The organism is Novosphingobium sp. PhB57 (genome assembly GCF_004342985.1).
GTDB lineage: Bacteria > Pseudomonadota > Alphaproteobacteria > Sphingomonadales > Sphingomonadaceae > Novosphingobium.
In genome coordinates this window covers 832,456-851,407 of record NZ_SMBO01000001.1, presented here as the reverse complement: position 1 = coordinate 851,407, position 18,952 = coordinate 832,456, and the positions used below count along the sequence as shown (strand labels likewise).

At 64.2% G+C, this 18,952-nt stretch carries 18 protein-coding genes; 7 read left to right on the top strand and 11 right to left on the bottom strand.

Features of this window, described 5'->3' with window-relative positions; translation table 11 throughout:
• Window positions 1-9: 9 nt before the first annotated feature.
• From EDF58_RS03850 to EDF58_RS03840, 3 genes are read right to left on the bottom strand one after another with little or no spacing between them, the layout of a single operon-like run.
• Window positions 10-537, bottom strand: a complete 528-nt coding sequence (locus tag EDF58_RS03850; protein ID WP_132262806.1) for a CinA family protein — start codon at window positions 535-537, stop codon at window positions 10-12.
• Window position 538: 1 nt separating this feature from the next.
• Window positions 539-1,093: a hypothetical protein gene (locus EDF58_RS03845; protein WP_165921326.1), complete on the bottom strand. Its 555-nt coding sequence runs from the start codon at window positions 1,091-1,093 to the stop codon at window positions 539-541.
• Between the two features lie 10 nt (window positions 1,094-1,103).
• Window positions 1,104-2,315, bottom strand: coding sequence for a bifunctional 2-C-methyl-D-erythritol 4-phosphate cytidylyltransferase/2-C-methyl-D-erythritol 2,4-cyclodiphosphate synthase (locus EDF58_RS03840; protein WP_132262804.1), 1,212 nt, complete (start codon window positions 2,313-2,315; stop codon window positions 1,104-1,106).
• Between the two features lie 100 nt (window positions 2,316-2,415).
• Here EDF58_RS03840 and dusB point away from each other — a divergent pair, with 100 nt between their 5' ends.
• From dusB to hflX, 7 genes are all read left to right on the top strand, one after another.
• Complete coding sequence (gene dusB, locus EDF58_RS03835; RefSeq protein ID WP_132262802.1) at window positions 2,416-3,489, top strand: tRNA dihydrouridine synthase DusB; 1,074 nt, start codon at window positions 2,416-2,418, stop codon at window positions 3,487-3,489.
• Complete coding sequence (locus EDF58_RS03830) at window positions 3,486-4,625, top strand: ATP-binding protein (protein ID WP_132262800.1); 1,140 nt, start codon at window positions 3,486-3,488, stop codon at window positions 4,623-4,625. The genes dusB and EDF58_RS03830 overlap by 4 nt, the downstream gene beginning before the upstream one ends.
• Window positions 4,622-6,031 (top strand): sigma-54 dependent transcriptional regulator, encoded by a 1,410-nt coding sequence (locus EDF58_RS03825; protein WP_132262798.1) that lies wholly within the window; start codon window positions 4,622-4,624, stop codon window positions 6,029-6,031. The genes EDF58_RS03830 and EDF58_RS03825 overlap by 4 nt, the downstream gene beginning before the upstream one ends.
• A 111-nt stretch (window positions 6,032-6,142) precedes the next feature.
• Entirely contained in the window at window positions 6,143-8,332 is a 2,190-nt protein-coding gene (locus EDF58_RS03820) for an ATP-binding protein (protein ID WP_132264107.1), read from the top strand.
• Between the two features lie 58 nt (window positions 8,333-8,390).
• On the top strand, window positions 8,391-9,785 hold the full coding sequence (locus EDF58_RS03815) for a sigma-54 dependent transcriptional regulator (RefSeq protein ID WP_132262796.1): 1,395 nt from the start codon (window positions 8,391-8,393) through the stop codon (window positions 9,783-9,785).
• 211 nt (window positions 9,786-9,996) lie between these two features.
• The gene (gene hfq / locus EDF58_RS03810; RefSeq protein ID WP_132262794.1) at window positions 9,997-10,593 is read left to right on the top strand and encodes an RNA chaperone Hfq; all 597 of its coding nucleotides are present in this window, start codon (window positions 9,997-9,999) and stop codon (window positions 10,591-10,593) included.
• A gap of 22 nt (window positions 10,594-10,615) precedes the next feature.
• Window positions 10,616-11,956, top strand: coding sequence for a GTPase HflX (gene hflX, locus EDF58_RS03805; RefSeq protein WP_132262792.1), 1,341 nt, complete (start codon window positions 10,616-10,618; stop codon window positions 11,954-11,956).
• On the opposite strand, the gene mazG is transcribed toward hflX, so the two are convergent.
• The 8 genes from mazG to EDF58_RS03765 all read right to left on the bottom strand — a co-directional run bounded on the left by mazG (window position 11,933) and on the right by EDF58_RS03765 (window position 18,929).
• Window positions 11,933-12,721: a nucleoside triphosphate pyrophosphohydrolase gene (mazG, locus tag EDF58_RS03800; RefSeq protein WP_132264106.1), complete on the bottom strand. Its 789-nt coding sequence runs from the start codon at window positions 12,719-12,721 to the stop codon at window positions 11,933-11,935. The genes hflX and mazG overlap by 24 nt on opposite strands.
• An 80-nt stretch (window positions 12,722-12,801) precedes the next feature.
• Window positions 12,802-12,987, bottom strand: a complete 186-nt coding sequence (locus tag EDF58_RS03795; protein WP_132262790.1) for a hypothetical protein — start codon at window positions 12,985-12,987, stop codon at window positions 12,802-12,804.
• A complete protein-coding gene (locus EDF58_RS03790) occupies window positions 12,984-13,763 on the bottom strand; it encodes an MBL fold metallo-hydrolase (RefSeq protein ID WP_132262788.1) in 780 nt (259 codons plus the stop codon). The genes EDF58_RS03795 and EDF58_RS03790 overlap by 4 nt, the downstream gene beginning before the upstream one ends.
• Entirely contained in the window at window positions 13,760-14,536 is a 777-nt protein-coding gene (locus EDF58_RS03785; protein ID WP_132264104.1) for a TatD family hydrolase, read from the bottom strand. Before EDF58_RS03785 ends, EDF58_RS03790 begins: the two co-directional genes overlap by 4 nt.
• A complete protein-coding gene (metG, locus tag EDF58_RS03780; protein ID WP_132262786.1) occupies window positions 14,536-16,110 on the bottom strand; it encodes a methionine--tRNA ligase in 1,575 nt (524 codons plus the stop codon). Before metG ends, EDF58_RS03785 begins: the two co-directional genes overlap by 1 nt.
• Before the next feature lie 31 nt (window positions 16,111-16,141).
• Window positions 16,142-17,116 (bottom strand): DNA polymerase III subunit delta', encoded by a 975-nt coding sequence (locus EDF58_RS03775; RefSeq protein ID WP_132262784.1) that lies wholly within the window; start codon window positions 17,114-17,116, stop codon window positions 16,142-16,144.
• Complete coding sequence (gene tmk / locus EDF58_RS03770; RefSeq protein WP_132262782.1) at window positions 17,113-17,760, bottom strand: dTMP kinase; 648 nt, start codon at window positions 17,758-17,760, stop codon at window positions 17,113-17,115. Before tmk ends, EDF58_RS03775 begins: the two co-directional genes overlap by 4 nt.
• On the bottom strand, window positions 17,757-18,929 hold the full coding sequence (locus tag EDF58_RS03765; RefSeq protein ID WP_132262780.1) for a D-alanyl-D-alanine carboxypeptidase family protein: 1,173 nt from the start codon (window positions 18,927-18,929) through the stop codon (window positions 17,757-17,759). The genes tmk and EDF58_RS03765 overlap by 4 nt, the downstream gene beginning before the upstream one ends.
• Window positions 18,930-18,952: the final 23 nt, after the last annotated feature.

The following is an 18,952-nucleotide window of genomic DNA, read 5'->3' as shown; positions in this document are numbered from 1 at the left end:
GCTCCTGGCTCAGTCCGCGTAAGCCGGCAGTTCGGTACCCGGCAGCAGCAATTCCAGCGCGACTACCGCTGCGTGATGGCGGATTTCCGCGCGGTTGGCGCCTTCGATCAGCTTCTGCTCGGCATGAACTTCCTCTTCGCCGCGATGGGCGCGGGCGAAGACCACGGTGCCGACCGGCTTGAGTTCGCTGCCGCCATCCGGGCCGGCAATGCCGCTGATCGCCACGGCCACATCGGCATGGCTATGCGTGATCGCGCCTTGCGCCATCGCCCATGCCGTGGCCGGGGATACCGCGCCGAGCGTATCGATGATGTCCGAGGGAACCCCCAGCATCTCCTGCTTCGATTCGTTCGAATACGTCACGAAGCCGCGATCGAGCACGGCGGAGGAGCCGGCCACTTCGGTCAGGGCGGCGCAAACGAGGCCTCCGGTGCAGCTCTCGGCCACGGACACCTTGCGTCCGATCGCCTTGTTTTCGGCAATGACGCGCTCCGCCAGGTCGTAAAGATCCTGCGGGAATAGGATGTTGCGAGACATGTCAGTCCTTGCAGAGAGTGAAGCCGCCGAGCTTCGCCTTCCCGGGCGCGACTTCATCGGCCTTGGAAGTGACTTCGATCAGCAGGGCGATCAGGCTGGCGGTGTTCTCGGGCGGGAGAGGGGAAAGCAGGTCCAGCGCAAGGTCGACCTTGTCACAGGATTTCAGCGGAAGTTCCTGGGAAACAAGGCCTTCCACCGTGATGTCGACAAGCGGCCGCAGCGATTCGTCGGGCAGATTGCGCGCGAACTGGCCGACTTGCGCGTCCTTGCCTTCGCCCAGCTTGAGGAAGGCCGCCTTGGCTTCCGGCCAGTAGCGGGCCTTCTGCGCCGCGTAACGGGTGACGAGTTCGGCGCCGTGGCTGCGCAGGAAGGAATCGCTAGGAAGCACCTGGGCGCAGCGCTTGCTGGTGCCGGAAATGACCTGGGGCAGGGCATAGCCGAACAGCGAGCGCGCCTCGGCCTTGGTCAGGCACGACTGCTGAGCGCTGGCCACACCGGGCGCGATCGCCAGCGCGGAGAGCAAGGCGAGCGTGCAGGTCTTGCGAAGAGTGGACATCGTCGGCTCCTTAAATCCGTACCAGGCTGACCACGGCCTGGCAGGCGATTCCTTCTGCCCTACCCGTGAAACCCAGCTTTTCGGTGGTTGTTGCCTTCACGCTGATCAACCCGGGGTGAACGACGAGAATTTCCGCGAGCCGCGCGCGCATGGCTTCGCGGTGAGGGCCTATCTTCGGGGCCTCGCAGATGATCGTGACGTCGGCATTGCCCAGCGCATAACCGGCTTCGGCGATGAGCTTTCCGGCGTGGGCAAGGAAGCGGTCCGAAGCCGCGCCTTTCCACTGCGGATCGCTGGGCGGGAAGTGCTGGCCGATGTCGCCCTTGCCCACGGCGCCGAGCATGGCGTCGACCAGGGCATGGATGGCCACGTCGGCGTCGGAATGACCGGACAGGCCATGGGTATGAGCGATGTTCACGCCGCAGAGCCAGAGTTCCTCGCCTTCCTCCAAGCGGTGAACGTCATAACCCGTGCCCACGCGGATAGGCGGGGCGGCTGCGGCGAAGTCCGAGGAATAAGTCAGCTTGTGCAGGGCTTCATCTCCTTCGACGAGCGCGATTTCCATGCCGGAAGCCTGGGCAACCTGGGCATCATCTCCGGCATTTGTAGGGCCGTCCCAGGCGCGGTGCGCACCGAGAATTCGGTCGAAACGGAAGGCCTGCGGAGTCTGGACCCGGCGCAAGTCTTCTCGCCGCGCCGGTGCGCCCATGACTTCGCCGTCTCCGGACGTTTCGGCATGGGCGAGGCTGTCGGCCACCGGCAGCACCGGAATGGCGCCCTCGTGATCGTCCAGGGCAGCCAGCAGCCGGCCGATCACGGCGGCGGGAAGCAGGGGCCTTGCGGCGTCATGTATGAGGACGAAATCGGGATCGCCGCCCACGAGGACTTCGAGCCCCAGCCTCACTGACTCGTGGCGTGTTTCGCCGCCGTTGGTGAACAGTATCCCTTCGATCCCCGAGAGCGCTTCCGCCGCCAGGGTTTGCGCGCCTTGCGGTATCACCACGAGAATCGGTTTCACGCCGGCGCTGGCGAGGGCTTCCACCGAATGACGGATCACCGGCTTGCCGCGCCAGGGCGCGAATTGCTTGGGAAGCGGCTGCCCGGCGCGCAGTCCCTGGCCCGCCGCCACCACGACGGCGGCAACGGTCGAGACAGGCACCGGCGTGGCGATGCTGGGATGTTCGGCGGGACGCTGGGGCGTTTCTGACAGGTCTTGCGACATTGTCGTTGCCGGTAATCGCTTGCCGAGGCGAGGGCAATCCACTATGCGCTGCCTGTTTTTTAGGCACATCTCGTTTTTCAGGCAATTACCGGTTCACGCAATGAAGACTCTGCCCACTCCTCCGGCTGTCACGCCGATCCAGGTCGGTCCCGTCACGGTCGACTGCCCGGTCGTGCTCGCGCCGATGACCGGCGTGTCCGACTTGCCGTTCCGCAAGATGGTGCGCAAGTTCGGCTCGGGCCTGAACGTCACGGAGATGATCGCCAGCCCCGCCGCCATCCGCGAGACCCGCGTTTCGCTGCAGAAGGCGATGTGGGACCAGATCGAGGATCCGGTGTCCATGCAGCTCGTCGGCTGCGAACCGGAGCAGATGGCGGAGGCGGCGAAGCTGGTCGAGGATCGCGGTGCCGCGATCATCGACATCAACATGGGCTGTCCGGTCCGCAAGGTCGTCAACGGTGACGCCGGTTCGGCGCTGATGCGCGACGTTCCCTTGGCGACGCGCCTGATCGAAGCGACCGTCAAGGCCGTGAAGGTGCCCGTCACCGTGAAGATGCGCATGGGCTGGTGCCATGACAGTCTCAACGCGCCGGAACTCGCCCGAATCGCCGAGGACCTCGGCGCGAAGATGATCACCGTCCACGGCCGCACCCGGAACCAGATGTACAAGGGCTCGGCCGACTGGCGCTTCGTGCGCGGCGTGAAGGAGGCCGTCTCCATTCCCGTGATCGTCAACGGCGACATCTGCGGCATCAACGATGCCGCAGCAGCGCTGGAGCAGTCCGGTGCCGACGGCCTGATGATCGGCCGCGGCGCATACGGAAAGCCCTGGATCCTCGCCCAGGTCATGCAGTGGTGGCGCGGCGACGGCCTGATGCAGGAACCCGATTTCGGCCAGCAGTACGAGATCATCCGCGAACACTATGAGGACATGCTCTCGCACTACGGCCGCGAAACCGGCGTGAAGATGGCGCGCAAGCATCTGGGCTGGTACGTCAAGGGCATCAAGGGTTCGGCCGAGTTCCGCAACCGCGTCAACTTCGTCGATGATCCTGACGAAGTCCTGCGTTCGCTCGCCGAGTTCTACGCGCCGTTCCGCGGGATGCCCGGCAGTGAAGCAGCCAGCCCTGATGGCGAGACCGGCACCGCATCGGCAGACCGTCAGGCTGCATGAACTTTACGCCGCACACGGCCCTGCATACGACTTTGCCCGCGGCGTCCCGGCTCGTTGCCAGCTTGCCGCAAGCGGTTGTCCTGCTGGAGCCGGGGCTGCGGATCGCGTCGCTCAATCCGGCTGCTGAGCAGTTCTTCGGCCAGTCCCTGCGGCTGCTGGTGGGTACGCCGCTGCAGGAAATGCTGACGTTTTCCGACCAGCTTCTGCTGGAGCGCCTGGACGATTACGAAACCCCGGTTTCGGCGCGCGAAGTGGTGGTCACGCTCAAGGGCAAGGGCGCGCGCCGCATCGACGTGAACGTCGCGCCGATCGCGGACACGCCGGGCTGGCAGGTGCTGACCATCCACGACAACACGGCAACCGAGGCGCTCGGAGACGATTCCGGCGGCCCCGACAATGCGGTGCTGCGCGGGCCGGAGATCATGGCCCACGAGATCAAGAACCCGCTCGCCGGCATTCGCGGCGCCGCGCAGCTTCTCGCCCGCAAGGTCGAGGACAAGGACCGCGCGCTGACCGATCTCATCACTCTTGAGGTCGACCGGATCGCCAACCTGATCGACCGGATGCAGAAGCTCAGCCGCCGCACTGCGCCGCCGGTAGAGCCGTGCAACCTGCACGAATCGGCGCGCCGCGCGCTCGACGTGCTGTCCGCGGCCAACGGTGCGGCGCCCGAGCGGGTCAAGCTGGTGGAAGAGTTCGATCCTTCGCTGCCCGCCGTGCTCGGCAGCCCGGACGCCCTGGTGCAGGTGATCATCAACTTGCTTGCCAATGCGTCGGAAGCCTGCGGGAACGAGGAAAACCCCCGCGTCACGATCCGCACCCGCTTCGCCAGCGGTCTCCAGCTCCATACCAGCGACTCCGGGGAGCCCGTGCGCCTTCCGGTGGAACTGCGCGTCACGGACAATGGCCCGGGTGTCGATCCGGCCATGCGCGACCATATTTTCGAGCCGTTCGTCACCACCAAGAAGTCCGGGCAGGGCCTTGGCCTGCCGCTCGTGCGCAAGCTGGTGCGCGACATGAACGGCCGCATCACGCACGAGCGCGACGAGGAGGGCGGCCTCACGCACTTCCGCGTGCACTTGCCGCTGGCGCGCGAAACCCGCAGCCGATCAAACAGAAGGAGACCGGCAGCGTGAGCGTGCTGCTCGTCGAGGACGACCTTTCGATCGCCATCGTCATCACCGCAGCGCTGGAGGCGGAAGGCTTCTGCGTGGTCCATTGCCAGTCGATCGCCGAGCGTGACCGGCTGCTGGAGGAGGGGCCTTATCAGGCACTCGTCACGGACGTGATGCTGCCCGACGGCGACGGAATCGAGACGATCGACCGGGTTCGCGCCCTGCATCCGGCGCTGCCGATCGTCATCGTCTCGGCGCAGAACACCCTCGATACGGCGGTACGTGCCACCGATACCGGGGCCTTCGAGTACTTCCCCAAGCCTTTCGACATCGACGAACTCGCCCGCACCGTCCGCCAGGCGGCGGGAGCGGGGCAGGGAACGGCGGTGGAAGGCGAGGAACCGCTGGGCGACGGCCTGCCGCTGGTGGGCCGCAGCACGGCGATGCAGACGGTCTTCCGCATGATTACGCGCGTGCTGCGCAACGATCTGACCGTGCTGATCCTCGGCGAATCCGGGACCGGCAAGGAGCTTGTCGCCGAAGCCGTGCACAACCTCGGGCATCGCCGGGCCGGCCCCTTCATTGCCGTGAACACGGCCGCGATTCCCGCCGAACTCATCGAGAGCGAACTGTTCGGCCACGAGAAGGGCGCCTTCACCGGCGCTGTCGCCCGGCACGTCGGCAAGTTCGAGCAGGCCGCCGGGGGCACGCTGTTCCTTGACGAAATCGGCGACATGCCGATGCAGGCCCAGACGCGGCTGCTGCGGGCGCTCCAGTCCGGCACGGTGCGCCGGGTGGGCGGACGGGAAGAAATCCGGCTCGATGTCCGCATTATCGCCGCGACCAACAAGGACCTCGAACCGGAAATCGCGGCAGGGCGATTCCGCGAGGACCTCTATTACCGCCTCAACGTGGTCCCCATCCTCATGCCGCCGCTGCGCGACCGCCGCGACGACATCGACGTTCTGGCTCGTCATTTCCTCCAGCATGCCGCGAACGAGGGACTTCCTCGCCGCCAGTTGACGAGCGAGGCGGCGGAATTGCTCAGCCGTCAGCCCTGGCGGGGCAACGTGCGTGAGCTGAAGAACTTCATCTACCGCCTGGCCCTGCTGGCGCGAGAAGATGCCATCGATCCGGAAAGCATCCAGTCCCTGCTGGCCGCGGAGACTCCGGCCATGCTTGAGGAGGACAGCGGCGACATCGCGCAGGCCGTCACCCGCTGGCTGGCTATGGAGAAACCCGCCAGCGGCACGATCTACCAGGCCGCCGCCGCAGCCTTCGAAAGGCCTCTGTTTGCCGAAGTGCTCAAGGAAACCGGGGGAAACCAGCTGCGCGCGGCGCAGGCCCTCGGGATCAATCGCAACACTTTGCGTAAGCGCCTCAGTGAGTTGGCTCTCGATCCCGAGGAATTCGTTCGTCGCTCATGATACGACCTTGATGGATTTGCCCTTGCAAAGCAGCAACACCGGCGTTGTAACGGTGCAACGATGAACGAGACCCTGGTCCACAAACGCGCCTGGCCGCGCTGGTGGCGGCGCATGCAGGTTGCTGCCCGCCGCGCGAATTTCTTCGCGATCATGGAAGTGCTCTCGATCGCCTCCTTCCTGATCATGACCGCGACGACCTGGATCGCGCTCAATTTTCGGGACAAGGGGCAGCTGCTGCCCTCCAATCTCACGGCCACTTTGCTGGTGGGGACGCTCGTCCCGGCCATGGCGATCCTCGTCCTGCTGGGGCGCCGCATCGCGCTGCGCCGGGCTGCCGAGAGCATCGGCGGAACCGGGCAGATGCACGTCCGCCTCGTGTTCATCTTCTCGCTGATCGCCGCCGTACCCACGCTGCTGGTCGTGATCTTCGCCTCCTGGCAGTTCCAGTCCGGCGTCGAGTTCTGGTTTTCCGATTCCTCGCGCGGCTTGCTGGAGAACGCCAACAAGCTGGCGCGTGGCTATTACGAGCAGACCCAGCGCGACGTCGGGAACGAAACGGCGGCGATGGCCTACGATTCCCGCAAGGTCCTGAGCGAATATCCGGTCGTCAGCGACTTTTTCCAGCGCTTCTTCGCCGGTCAGGTTTACAAGCGCAATCTCTCGGTTGCCGCCATCATCCAGGTTGCCGAAGACGGCAGCCAGCGCACTCCGATCATCGTCGACCCGGAAGGAAAGACCGAGGACAAACGGATCACGCCGGAAACGCAGGAACGGTTGAGCCGCGGCGAGCAACTCGTCGTCGCCTCGAACAACGACCGCGTCGTGGCGGTGGTGCCGATCGACAGGGAAGCGGGGGTCTATCTCTACGCGGCGCGAAGCTCGGAACTGCTGGCGCTCAGCCAGGGGCAGCGGGCCGAGAATGCCGAGAACATCGTGCGCGCCTACGAAGTTCTGACCAACCGTGCGCGGGTGCTGCAGCTGCGCTTCAACGTCGCCCTTTTCGTGGTGTCGCTGGCGCTTGTCGGCCTGGCGGTCTGGTTCGCGCTGCGTTTCGCGGATCGGCAGGTCAAGCCGCTCTACGAGCTGGTCGATGCGGCGAGACGGGTGGGCAGCGGCAACTTCGCGCTCCGCATCGAGGGACGCACCGGCGCCGATGAGATCGGCCTTCTCAACCGCGCCTTCAATAGAATGACGGCGCAGATCGAAAAGCAGACCCAGGCGCTGCTTGGCGCCAACCGCCAGCTTCACGAGCGCCGCGTCTTCATCGAGGCCGTGCTGGAATCGGTGACCTCCGGCATCATCTCGCTCGATCCCGATGGGCGGATCCTGCTGATGAACAGCACGGCCCAGAAGCTGCTGACCGCAAGGGCGGAACTGCCCGAGGACATGCCGCTGGCCGAACTGGCGCCGCAGATAGCCGCCCTGATCGAGCAAGGCAGCTCCGGCGGGATCGTCCAGTACAACCGCAACGGCGACCTCCTGACGTTCGCCGTGAAGGTCAGCCGCGACGCCACCGGCTATGTCATCACGTTCGAGGACATTACCCGCCAGCTCCTGGACCAGCGCACGGCGGCCTGGTCCGACGTCGCCCGTCGCATCGCGCACGAAATCAAGAACCCGCTCACCCCGATCCAGCTCGCCACCGAACGCCTGAGCCGTCGCTATCGCAAGCAGATCGTCGACAATCCGGAACTGTTCGAGGACCTGACCCGCACGATCATTCGCCAGGTCGGCGAACTGCGCAAGATGGTGGACGAGTTCTCCTCCTTCGCGCGGCTGCCCAAGCCCGTGTTCCGCTCGGAAGATCCGGTGGCACTGACCCGGCAGGCCCTGTTCCTTCAGGAAGTGGCCCGGCCGGACATCGATTTCAGCTTCACCAGCGATCCTGGCGTCGGGGCCATCGATTGCGATCGGCATCAGTTCGGCCAGGCCATGACCAATGTCCTGAAGAACGCGGTCGAGGCGATCGAGGCCAAGGCCAAGGAAGCTGACGGCGACTACCGCGGTGCGATCGGCGTGGCCGTGGAAGCTCTGCCGGAGGCCATCATGGTGCGCATTGCCGACAACGGCATCGGCCTTTCGCAGGACCGCGAACGCATCATCGAACCTTACGTGACCACGCGCGAGAAGGGCACCGGCCTCGGCCTCGCCATCGTCAACAAGATCATCGAGGAACACGGCGGCGAAATGCTGTTCCTGCCCACGCCGGGCGGCGGCACCACCGTCACCATGCGCTTCGCCGTCGATCCTATCGCCACAGATCCGCTCCCGGGGCACCGCAAGCAGGAGGCCGCCGAATGATGCCGGCCTGTCGCAACCTGCTTTCCCCCATCATCCCCCTCACCAAGAAGACAATGCCATGGCTCTCGAAATCCTGATCGTCGACGACGAACGCGACATCCGTGAACTGGTCGCAGGCGTCCTGAGCGACGAAGGCTACGAATGCCGCACTGCTGGAGACAGCGAGGCGGCGCTTGCCGCCATTGATGCGCGGCGCCCTTCGCTGGTGCTGCTCGACGTGTGGCTCCACGGCAGTCCGATGGACGGTCTGGAAGTGCTGGACGCCATCAAGGCGCGCGAGCCGGAACTGCCGGTGATCATCTTCTCTGGCCATGGCAATATCGATACCGCGGTTGCCGCGATCAGCCGCGGCGCGGTGGACTTCATCGAAAAGCCCTTCGAAGCGGAGAAGCTGCTCCATCTGGTCGGCCGCGCGACGGAAACCGAACGTCTGCGCCGCGAGAATGCCCAGCTTCGCCACGACTTTTCGATCGGGGAGGAATTCACCGGTTCCAGCGGCGCGATCAACCAGGTCCGCGCGACGCTCAAGCGTGTTGCCAACACCGGGAGCCGCCTGCTCATCACCGGCGCCGCCGGATCGGGCAAGGAAGTCGCAGCGCGGCTTCTCCACGCCTGGAGCCCGCGCGCCGGCAATGCCTTCGTCAGCGTCAATTCCGCCAGGATCACCCCGGAACGCTTCGAGCAGGAACTGTTCGGCGAGGAAGCCGACGGCGCCCTGATCCGTCCGGGCCTGCTGGAGACGGCCGACAGCGGCACGCTCTATTTCGACGAAGTGGCCGATATGCCGCTTTCGACACAGGCCCGGATCCTGCGCGTCTTGACTGACCAGGCTTTCGTGCGCGTCGGCGGAACCCGGCAGATCCGCGTCGATGTGCGCGTGGTTTCCTCTACGTCGCGCGATCTCGAAAAGGAAATTGCCGAGCGGCGTTTCCGGGAAGACCTGTTCTACCGGCTCAACGTCGTCCCGGTGTCGATTCCGGCCTTGCGCGAACGGCGGGACGATATCCCGGCGCTGGTGGACCATTTCTTCGCACGCTACGCCAACGAGCAGGGCGTCTCGCCGCCCCAGGTCAGTGCCGAGGCCATGACCGCGCTTCAGGCTTACGAGTGGCCGGGCAATGTGCGCCAGCTTCGCAACGTCGTGGAGCGCACGGTCATCATGGCCCCGCGTGAGAAGCTCGCCCGGATCGAGGCGGATATGCTGCCACCGGAAATCTTCAACAGCCGCGGAAATGGCGATGCCGGCGTCTCGGTGATGATGAGCGCGCCCTTGCGCGAAGCGCGCGAGAGCTTCGAGCGGGAGTATCTGCGCGTCCAGATCCGTCGTTTCTCGGGCAACATCTCCAAGACGGCCTCCTTCATCGGCATGGAGCGCTCGGCCCTTCACCGAAAGCTCAAGCTGCTGGGCATGGCGGACCGCCGCGAAGGCGAGCATGATGGCGACGAGCTTTAGGAACGGCGGTTATCCGGGGTTTTCGCGAGGATAGCCTCGGGATTTTCCCGGATGCCTCAAGCCCTTTTTGCGAACCTGTCACAAGAGTGCTACATTTTCGGCGTTTACTGCACTGCAGCAACTGAGTAGATTCCGATTCGAGAACGGCTTCGGGAGTTCCGAAGCCAGATCGCGGACCGCAAAGCGGCCGCCAAAAAAAAGGAGAAATGATATGGCCGGCCGTACGCTGACCGCTCGTCCGCGACCCACGCCGCCCCCCGCGGCCGAAACCGAAGCCGACCCCGCCACGGAAACCGTGGCACTGCCTCCCGTTTCCGCCGGGACCTCGGCAGGGAAGGGGCAGAACCTTCAGGACCAGTTCCTCAACCTCCTGCGCAAGAACAAGACTCCCGTGACCATGTTCCTGGTCAAGGGCGTGAAGCTGCAGGGCATTGTCACCTGGTTCGACAATTTCTCCATTCTTCTGCGCCGCGACGGCCAGTCGCAGCTCGTCTACAAGCATGCGATCTCGACGATCATGCCGTCGACACCGGTCGATGCGCGCCAGTTCTCCAGCGGCGCGGACAATGGCAAGAAAACGCGTGTCCTTCAGGACGTGTTTCTTTCCAGCATCCGCAACGCCGGCGTTCAGGTCACGATGTTCCTGATCAACGGCGTCATGTTGCAGGGCCGCGTGGCTGCCTATGACCTGTTCTGCATGCTGCTGGAGCGTGAAGGTTACGTCCAGCTTGCGTACAAGCATGCCGTTTCGACGATTCAGCCCGTGACTCCGGTCGACCTTCAGGCGCATGAAGAAGCCGAAGACTGACAACACCGGAAGCTGAACTGATTTGAATGACGAACTCAAGGGCGAGGTCACGCGCGGCGCGCGTGCCCTCGTCGTTTATCCGCAGATGCGTGGACGAGGGGATCTCGATCCCGAAGCGCGTCTCGAAGAGGCCAGGGGCCTTGCCGCAGCGATCGGCCTTGTCTTGGCGGAAGCCATGGCCATCCCGATCCGCGAACCTCGCGCCGGCACGCTTTTCGGCGAAGGGCAGATCCAGAACATCTCCGTCGCCTGCGAGCTGAACGAGGCGGAACTGATCATCGTCGACGGTTCGTTGTCGGCCATCCAGCAGCGCAATCTCGAAGAAAAGCTCAAGCGCAAGGTCATCGACCGCACTGGTCTGATCCTCGAGATCTTCGGGGAGCGCGCGGCAACGGCAGAGGGGCGGCTTCAGGTCGAGCTCGCACACCTGGACTACCAGGCCGGCCGCCTCGTGCGCAGCTGGACTCACCTGGAACGCCAGCGCGGTGGCTTCGGCTTCCTCGGCGGTCCCGGCGAAACGCAGATCGAGGCGGATCGCCGCATGATCCGCGATCGTATGGCCAAGATCCGGCGCGAACTGGAGCAGGTTCGCCGCACACGCGGGTTGCACCGCGATCGCCGCGAAAAGGCCCCTTGGCCCATCGTCGCGCTCGTGGGTTATACCAATGCCGGGAAGTCTACGCTTTTCAACTACCTGACCGGCGCCGACGTGATGGCGGAAGACCTCCTCTTCGCCACGCTCGATCCCACCATGCGGGCCATCCGCTTGCCGGCCGTGGAAAAGGCGATCCTGTCCGACACGGTGGGCTTCATCTCCGATCTTCCGACGCAGCTGGTCGCGGCTTTCCGCGCGACACTCGAGGAAGTGAACGCCGCAGACATCATTCTGCACGTCCGCGATATCGCCAACCCCGATACGGATTCGCAGAAAAGGCAGGTCCTCGAAGTTCTCGCCGATCTCGGTGTGATCGGCGGGGAAGGGGAGCCTGATGACGAGGAGGCCCTTGCCAGTTCCATCCCGATCATCGAGGTCTGGAACAAGTGGGACCTGCTCACCCCGACGCAGGCAGGCGAAATGCGCGAAGCCATGGCGCAGCGGCCGGAAGAGATCATCGTTCCGACTTCCGCGCGCACTGGAATGGGCTGTGACTTCCTGCTGGAAACCGTCGGTGCGGCGCTGACGGCTGACGCGAAAGTCTATTCTTTCGTCATTCCGGCGGCCGATGGCCAGCGTCTGGCTTTCCTTCACGCACGCGGCGAAGTGTTGGCGGAAGAGGATGCGGGCGAGGGGCCGGATGGTCCCCAGCTTCGCCTGCAAGTCCGCCTTGCGGAGCGTGAACTAGGTCGTTTCAGCGCGCTCTGAGGCTTTCACGGCCTGCCAATAGGCCTCCTGCTCATCGAGCGGGAGGCCTTCGAAGGCCTGGCCGTCGCGCTGGGCGAAGGCTTCCATGGCGCGGAAGCGGCGCTCGAACTTGGCATTGGCAGCGCGCAGTGCGTCCTCGGGAGCGATCCCGTGGAGGCGTACCAAGTTGACGGCGGCGAACAGCAGATCGCCGGCTTCTTCCAGTTTCTCGGCCTCGCTGGCTTGCTCCAGCTCTTCCATCTCCTCATGAACCTTCGCGGCTGCGCCGCTGGGATCGGGCCAGTCGAAGCCCACGCGTGCGGCACGCTTCTGGAGCTTCTCGGCGCGCATCAGCGCTGGCAGGGAAATCGCGACGCCGTCAACGGCGCTGGTTTCACCCTTGGCGCTGCGCTCGCGGGCTTTGACCTTTTCCCATCGCTCGGTCTGGGCGTCTCCGGTGCGATCGTCACCGAAGATGTGGGGGTGCCGCGCTTCCAGTTTGTTCGAAATGGCGTCCGCCACGTCGCCGAAGACGAAATGTCCGTCTTCTTCGGCCATGCGCGCGTGGAATACGACCTGGAGCAGAAGGTCACCGAGTTCGTCGCGCAAACCGGGAATATCCTGGCGCTCGATAGCATCGGCAACTTCGTAGGCTTCCTCGATCGTATAAGGCGCGATGGTCGCGAAGTTTTGCGCGAGATCCCATTCGCAACCGGAAACCGGATCGCGGAGACGCGCCATGATCGAAAGAAGGCGGTCAAGCTGCTGGTGACGCTGAGGCGTCATCGAGGGGGTCATCGAAGCGTCGGTCATAGAGATCGATAATACATCTTATGTTAAATGATGGAGCGAGGCAGGACGGGCTATCATTGCCGGATCTGGAACCCGCTGACCTGGATGATCGCCACCAGACCGATGATGATCGCGGCCCAGATCAGAGCCATCTTGAGCATGGTTCCCATCGGCATGGCACGAAACCGGGAATTGCTGGTGACCAGAATGAGCGCACCGATCACGGAGATGACGGCTACGATCAATCCGGTCTGGCTCATGGTTCGATCACCATTCCATCAAATGCGACCCGGACATTCTCGGGCACTTCGCCGCTGAGTGTCGCATAATCCATGCTCTTGTCGAGGTGTGTCAGCACGGCTTGGCCAACGCGGCAGACTTCGGTGATTTCCAGCGCCATGCCCAGATGCGCATGGGTCGGATGCGGTTCGCGGCGAAGGCAGTCCACCACGAGCAGATCGGCGCCGTAGCACAAGTCGACCATCCCGCGGGTAATCTCACTGAAGTCTGTTAGGTAACATACTGATTTTCCGTCACAATCGAATCGGAATCCGGTGGATTCCGTCGGACCATGCGGCATCTGGGTGTGATCCACCCGGTATCCTTCGCAAAGTCGCACTGTATCGAGATTATCCAGCGAAATCAGTGTGGGATAACCATACTGCCCGGCAAAGACATAACCGAAGCGCTGGCGCAGCCGGCGGACGGTTTCCGAGTGAGCGAAACCGGGGATCGGTCCCGCGCGGCCGTAGCGCAAGGGGCGCAAGTCGTCGATGCCGTGGCAATGATCGGCGTGATCATGGGTCCAGAAAACGGCGTCGATCCGGTGAACTTCGTTAGCGAGTAGCTGTGCCCGCAAGTCGGTGGGCGTATCGACCAGGATGCGACTTCCGGCGTCGCTCTCCAGGATGATCGAGACGCGCGTGCGCCGGTTCTTCGGCTCCTCGGGATCGCAGAGGCCCCAGTCTGCTCCGAATTCGCCGCCAAGGCGGGGAACCCCGGTGGAGGTGCCGCAGCCAAGGATCGTCACTTTCACGCAGCAGCTTTCTTGAATAGATTGAAGAAGTTGCGGGTCGTTGCTGAGCCTAGTTCTTCTATCGAAATGCCGCGAAGGTCGGCAACGAACCGCGCCGTGTCGGCCGTATAGGCCGGCTCGCAGCGCTTCCCGCGATGGGGAACGGGTGCGAGAAACGGAGAATCCGTTTCGACCAGAAGCCGATCCTCCGGAATGGTCGCGACGACGCGCTGCAAGTCCTGCGCGTTCTTGAACGTGACGATCCCGGATATCGAGATCGAGAGGCCGAGGTCGAGCACTTTGCTTCCGAAATCGGCGCTTGCGGTGAAGCAGTGGATCAGGGCGGGAAAGGCGCCCTTCCCCATCTCGTCTTCGAGTATCCGGAAAGTATCGTCCTCAGCGTCGCGGGTGTGAATGATCAGCGGCAGGCCGGTCTTGCGCGAAACGGTGATGTGCGTGCGAAACAGGGCCTGCTGAACCTCGCGATCCGACTTGTCGTAATAGTAATCGAGACCGGTTTCCCCGATGCCGACGACCTTGGCGTGCTGCGTCGCTTCGAGCAAGGCTGCCTCGCCGAGGTCGGCGTGCTGGTCCGCCTCATGCGGGTGGATGCCCACCGATGCCCAGACATCCGGATAGCGCGCTGCGGTGCCGACCACCCTCTCCCACTCGCTTCGGCGCGTGGAAATGTTCAGGAATCCGCGAATGCCGGCCGATCGAGCCCGGTCGAGCACGCCGTCCTGGTCTTCGACGAGGCCTTCGTATTCGAGATGGCAGTGCGAATCGATCAGCATCACGCCTCCGCATCCTCCGGAAGTTCCAGACGGGGGAAGACGCCCACCGGTTTCTCGACCTTGAAGCCGCTGGCGGCCAGGGTCTTGAACCATTGCTGATCGGTCAGGGCCGCGAAATCTCGTGCGCCGGCGTTCTGGCCCATCTGGTCGAGCAGCTTGTCGATGGAGCCCGGAACGACCGGGCGAACGGCAATGGCCAGGTCGCGGACGACGCGGAAGAGCATCATCAGCACCGCTTCCATACGCTCGGGGTCGGATTTGCGCAGAGCCCAGGGCGCCTGATCGTCGACATACTGGTTGCAGGCGAATACCGCCCGCATCCAGGCTTCGAGGCCTTCGCTGAACGAGAGTTCGTCGAAGCTCTTGCGAAGACCCGCCACGCCTTCCGCGACTGCTGCTAGCAGTTGCGCATCGGCATCGGTTTGCGAATGCCCAGCCTTAAGTTCACCGTCCATGTTCTTGAATATCATGGAAAGACTGCGCTGCGCCAGATTGCCGAAGCTGTTGGCCAGTTCGGCATTGGCACGCGTGACGATAGCTTCCGGAGACCAGGAGCCGTCTTGCCCGAATGCCACTTCGCGCATCAGGAAGTAGCGGACCATGTCTACGCCGAAGGTTTCGGCCAGACCGATCGGATCGGTCACATTGCCGAGGGACTTCGATTCCTTCTGCCCGCGGTTGAGCAGGAAGCCATGGCCGAACACCTGTTTGGGCAGTTCGAGGCCGGCGCTCATCAGGAAGGCGGGCCAGTAGACCGTGTGGAAGCGGACGATATCCTTGCCGATCAGGTGCATGTCGGCGGGCCAGAACTTCGCGAACTCCGCGGTCTCGTCCGGGAAACCGAGGCCGGTGATGTAGTTCGTGAGGGCATCGACCCAGACGTACATGACGTGCTGCGCGCCGTCCGAACCCTCGGCGGTGGGCACCTTGATACCCCAGTCGAAGCTGGTGCGGGAGACCGAAAGGTCGCGCAGACCGCCCTCCACGAAGCGCAGGATTTCGTTCTTGCGCGTTTCGGGGCGGATGAAATCGGTCGAATTATAAAGCTCGATCAGCTTGTCCTGATAGCGGGACAGGCGGAAGAACCACGATTCCTCGACTGTCCACTCTACAGGCGTGCCTTGCGGAGAAAGCTTCTCACCGCCCTCGCCCGCGATCAGTTCGCCTTCGTCATAATAGGCTTCGTCGCGGATCGAGTACCAGCCCTCGTAGCGGTCGAGATAGAGATCGCCATTGGCTTCCATCCGGCGCCACAATTCCTGCGTCGCGGCGTGATGGCGCGGTTCGGTGGTGCGGATGAAGACATCGTAATCGATATCAAGACCGTCACACATCTCCTTGAAGTAAGAAGACATTTCCGTCGCAAGCTCTGCCGGCGTCGTGCCAAGGTCGCGGGCCTTCTGGGCCATTTTCAGGCCGTGCTCGTCAGTCCCGGTCTGGAACCGGACGTCGAAGCCCTCCGCCTTCTTGAAGCGAGCGATGACGTCGGCGGCGATCGCTTCGTAGGCGTGGCCGATGTGCGGCTTGCCGTTGGGATAGCTGATCGCGGTGGTGATGTAATAGGGCTCGCCCATGCGGCGTCGGGCTTTCTTTTGCAGGAGTTTCTTAGCGAGCCGTCTCTCTAGGCATCGCCGTCGATGCCAGCAACCCGCCAATTTCCATTATCAGGAGACCGGCATCGAAATTGTAGGTCGGTGCCTGGTTCGACAGGACGGTCAAGGCACTGTGGGCTTCGATCAGGCGGCGCTGCCTGGCCGTCGAGGCTTGCGGCAACTCGTAAGCGAGCACCGTGCGCGCAAGCTCCAGCGTGGCCAGTTGCCGGTCGCGCGCGGGCCTGCCGCCCATTTCCTCGGCCAGACTGCCGCGCAGATCGTACTCGGCGTCGCCTTCGCGCAGGATCTGCATCATCAGACGGTGAATGCTTCCAAGATCGTGCTCGACGAAGCTCAGGGCGATCCCCGGCGAGCCCTGTGCGGCATCGATGGCGGCGCGGCGTGTCTCCGCATCCGCTTCCGGGATGTCGCGCCGGATCACCGCATCGAGTTCGTGCTCTTCCAGGGCCGCAAAGCGCAGGATGCGGCAGCGCGAGCGAATGGTTGGAAGCAAGCGTCCGGGCTGGTGGGCCAGGAGCAGGAAATACGTACCGGCGGGCGGCTCTTCCAGGGCCTTGAGCAGTGCATTGACCGCGCCCTTTTCCATGTCATCCGCCGGATCGATGATGATCGCGCGGCGGTCGCCCATGGTCGGCTTGGTGGCAAGACGACGGATCATCTCTCGCACCTGATCGACGGAGATGTTGCGCTTGGTCTGGTAGGGCTTGCCCTCGGCCTTCTTCTTGGCCTCGTCATCGTTGGCGGGAAGATGCTCGAGGATGTGGATGTCCGGGTGCATCCTCGGGTCTGGCCGATGCTCGCCCGGAGCACGCACGAGTTCCGCTGCCGCGGTGCGCGCGAAGGCGGCTTTGCCGAGCCCCTTCCCGCCGGCCAGCAGCCAGGCGTGATGCATCCGCTCGGACCCGATTGCGGCGAGCCATTCCTCCCATGCCGCCTTCTGCCCGATGAACGGCAGGTCTTCGTTCATCGCAGGTCGCCGATTGCGGCAACTATGGCAGCGCAGGTCTGCTCGGGCGTGCCGTCGCCGTCGATGCGGACGAACCGCTTCGGTTCGGCATCGGCGAAGCTGGCAAAGGCCTGGGCGACACGGGCGTGGTAGGCCGCGTCGCGGCTGCCGATGCGGTCCGTGCCGTCAATGTCGCGCAAGGCCAGTCGCCCTGCCGCGACTTCGGGCGAGACTTCGATCAGCACGGTGACGTCCGGCAGCATGTCCTCGCTGCCAATGGCGTGGAGCGTGCGCAAGTCGTTATCGGACAAGCCGCCGCCGCCGCCCTGATAGGCTCGGCTCGAGTCCAGGAAACGGTCGCAGATCACCCAGGCGCCGCGCTGCAATGCCGGACGGATCAGCTTCTCGACATGGTCCGATCGCGCGGCCGCGAACAGCAAGGCTTCGGCGCGGGGACCCCAGCCACCTGCGTCACTGTCATTCTCGTCTACGACGCCATGGAGCAGAAGCGCACGGATCGCTTCGGCCCCGACCGTGCCGCCAGGCTCGCGGGTGGTCACGACGTCGATGCCGCGGCTGCGCAGGGCTTCTGCCAGAAGGCGCGACTGGGTGGACTTTCCTGCCCCCTCGCCGCCTTCCAGCGCAATGAATCGTCCTCGGGTCATGAAAAGAAGCTGATAAGCCCGTTCATCAGTCTGTCCAGCGGTCCGGCGACGCCAACGTCTTTACCCGCGTAAAGCGGGACGTGTCCCGGGGCGAGACCTTCGACCCTGATTTCCAGTTCTCCCACCTGATCGCCCTTGCGGATCGGCGCGACCAGCGGTCCCTTGTAATGGACCGCGAGCGAAACCTTCTCGTGCCCGCCCTTGGGCAGCGTGGCATGAACTTCCCGATTGGCCACCAGCGGAACCGACCGGGCATCTCCGCCCTGCACCCGGGCCTGGCTTACGGGCTGACCCTGGTCAAAGAGATGCCGTGCATCCCAGGCGGAGAAACCCCATTCCAGCAGGGCCTTGGCAGCGTCGTCGCGGACCTTGGGCTTGGGCGATGCCGCAAGCATCATCACGAGGCGGCGCCCGCCGCGTTCGGCCGTGCCGAGGAAGTTGTAGCCCGCCTCGCGGGTGTAGCCGGTCTTGATGCCGTCGGCGCCGGGGACCACGCCCACCGTCGGATCGTGGCTGCGCATGGCGACATCGCGCCACATGTAATGCTTCACGCCCGAGAACTCGTGGTAGAGCTGCGGGTGGCGGGTGATCATGGCGTCGGCCAGCTTCACCATGTCGCTGGCGGTGATGTAGGTATGGCCGTCGTCCATCCAGCCGTTGGGCGTGTTGTAATGGCTGCCGGTCATGCCGATGCGGCGCGCTGCTGCGTTCATCATCGCCGCCCAGGCGGGAACGCTGCCGGCGTAGCCCTGTGCAAGCACGATGGCGCCGTCGTTCGACGATGCCGTCATGACGCCATGAAGCAAGTCGCGAACGGTGGGATGATCCTTTTCCGTCAGGTACATGGACGTACCTTTGGCGAACCATTCCTTGGCCGTTTCGGGGCGTACCGACATCTGCCGGTCCAGGCTGAGGCGGCCGGCATCGATCTCTTCGAAAGCGACGAAGGCGGTCATGACCTTGGTGACCGATGCCGGCAGGAATGGCACGTCCGGACGGCGCTGGACGAGCACCTGGCCCGAACCGATATCGACCAGGATGCTGACCGGGATCGGCGCCAGCTCGGCCGGCGGCGTGGGGATCGCGGCATTCGCTGCCGTAGCGACGGGACCGGAAACAAGGCTCGCCGAAGTGGCAAGCAGGAGGGCAGACTTCAGGAAGGATTTCAAGGCGCGACTTCTCCCCGCGCGCC

Excerpts from the sequence above, each read along its gene's own strand:
- EDF58_RS03785 (WP_132264104.1), bottom strand. The coding sequence starts at position 14,536 with ATGCTGATCGATTCGCACTGCCATCTCGAATACGAAGGCCTCGTCGAA.
- mazG (WP_132264106.1), bottom strand. The coding sequence starts at position 12,721 with ATGACGCCTCAGCGTCACCAGCAGCTTGACCGCCTTCTTTCGATCATG.
- EDF58_RS03775 (WP_132262784.1), bottom strand. The coding sequence starts at position 17,116 with ATGAACGAAGACCTGCCGTTCATCGGGCAGAAGGCGGCATGGGAGGAA.
- metG (WP_132262786.1), bottom strand. The coding sequence starts at position 16,110 with ATGGGCGAGCCCTATTACATCACCACCGCGATCAGCTATCCCAACGGC.
- EDF58_RS03820 (WP_132264107.1), top strand. The coding sequence starts at position 6,143 with ATGCAGGTTGCTGCCCGCCGCGCGAATTTCTTCGCGATCATGGAAGTG.
- EDF58_RS03795 (WP_132262790.1), bottom strand. The coding sequence starts at position 12,987 with ATGAGCCAGACCGGATTGATCGTAGCCGTCATCTCCGTGATCGGTGCG.
- EDF58_RS03840 (WP_132262804.1), bottom strand. The coding sequence starts at position 2,315 with ATGTCGCAAGACCTGTCAGAAACGCCCCAGCGTCCCGCCGAACATCCC.
- hfq (WP_132262794.1), top strand. The coding sequence starts at position 9,997 with ATGGCCGGCCGTACGCTGACCGCTCGTCCGCGACCCACGCCGCCCCCC.
- EDF58_RS03815 (WP_132262796.1), top strand. The coding sequence starts at position 8,391 with ATGGCTCTCGAAATCCTGATCGTCGACGACGAACGCGACATCCGTGAA.
- tmk (WP_132262782.1), bottom strand. The coding sequence starts at position 17,760 with ATGACCCGAGGACGATTCATTGCGCTGGAAGGCGGCGAGGGGGCAGGA.
- EDF58_RS03845 (WP_165921326.1), bottom strand. The coding sequence starts at position 1,093 with ATGTCCACTCTTCGCAAGACCTGCACGCTCGCCTTGCTCTCCGCGCTG.
- dusB (WP_132262802.1), top strand. The coding sequence starts at position 2,416 with ATGAAGACTCTGCCCACTCCTCCGGCTGTCACGCCGATCCAGGTCGGT.
- EDF58_RS03830 (WP_132262800.1), top strand. The coding sequence starts at position 3,486 with ATGAACTTTACGCCGCACACGGCCCTGCATACGACTTTGCCCGCGGCG.
- EDF58_RS03850 (WP_132262806.1), bottom strand. The coding sequence starts at position 537 with ATGTCTCGCAACATCCTATTCCCGCAGGATCTTTACGACCTGGCGGAG.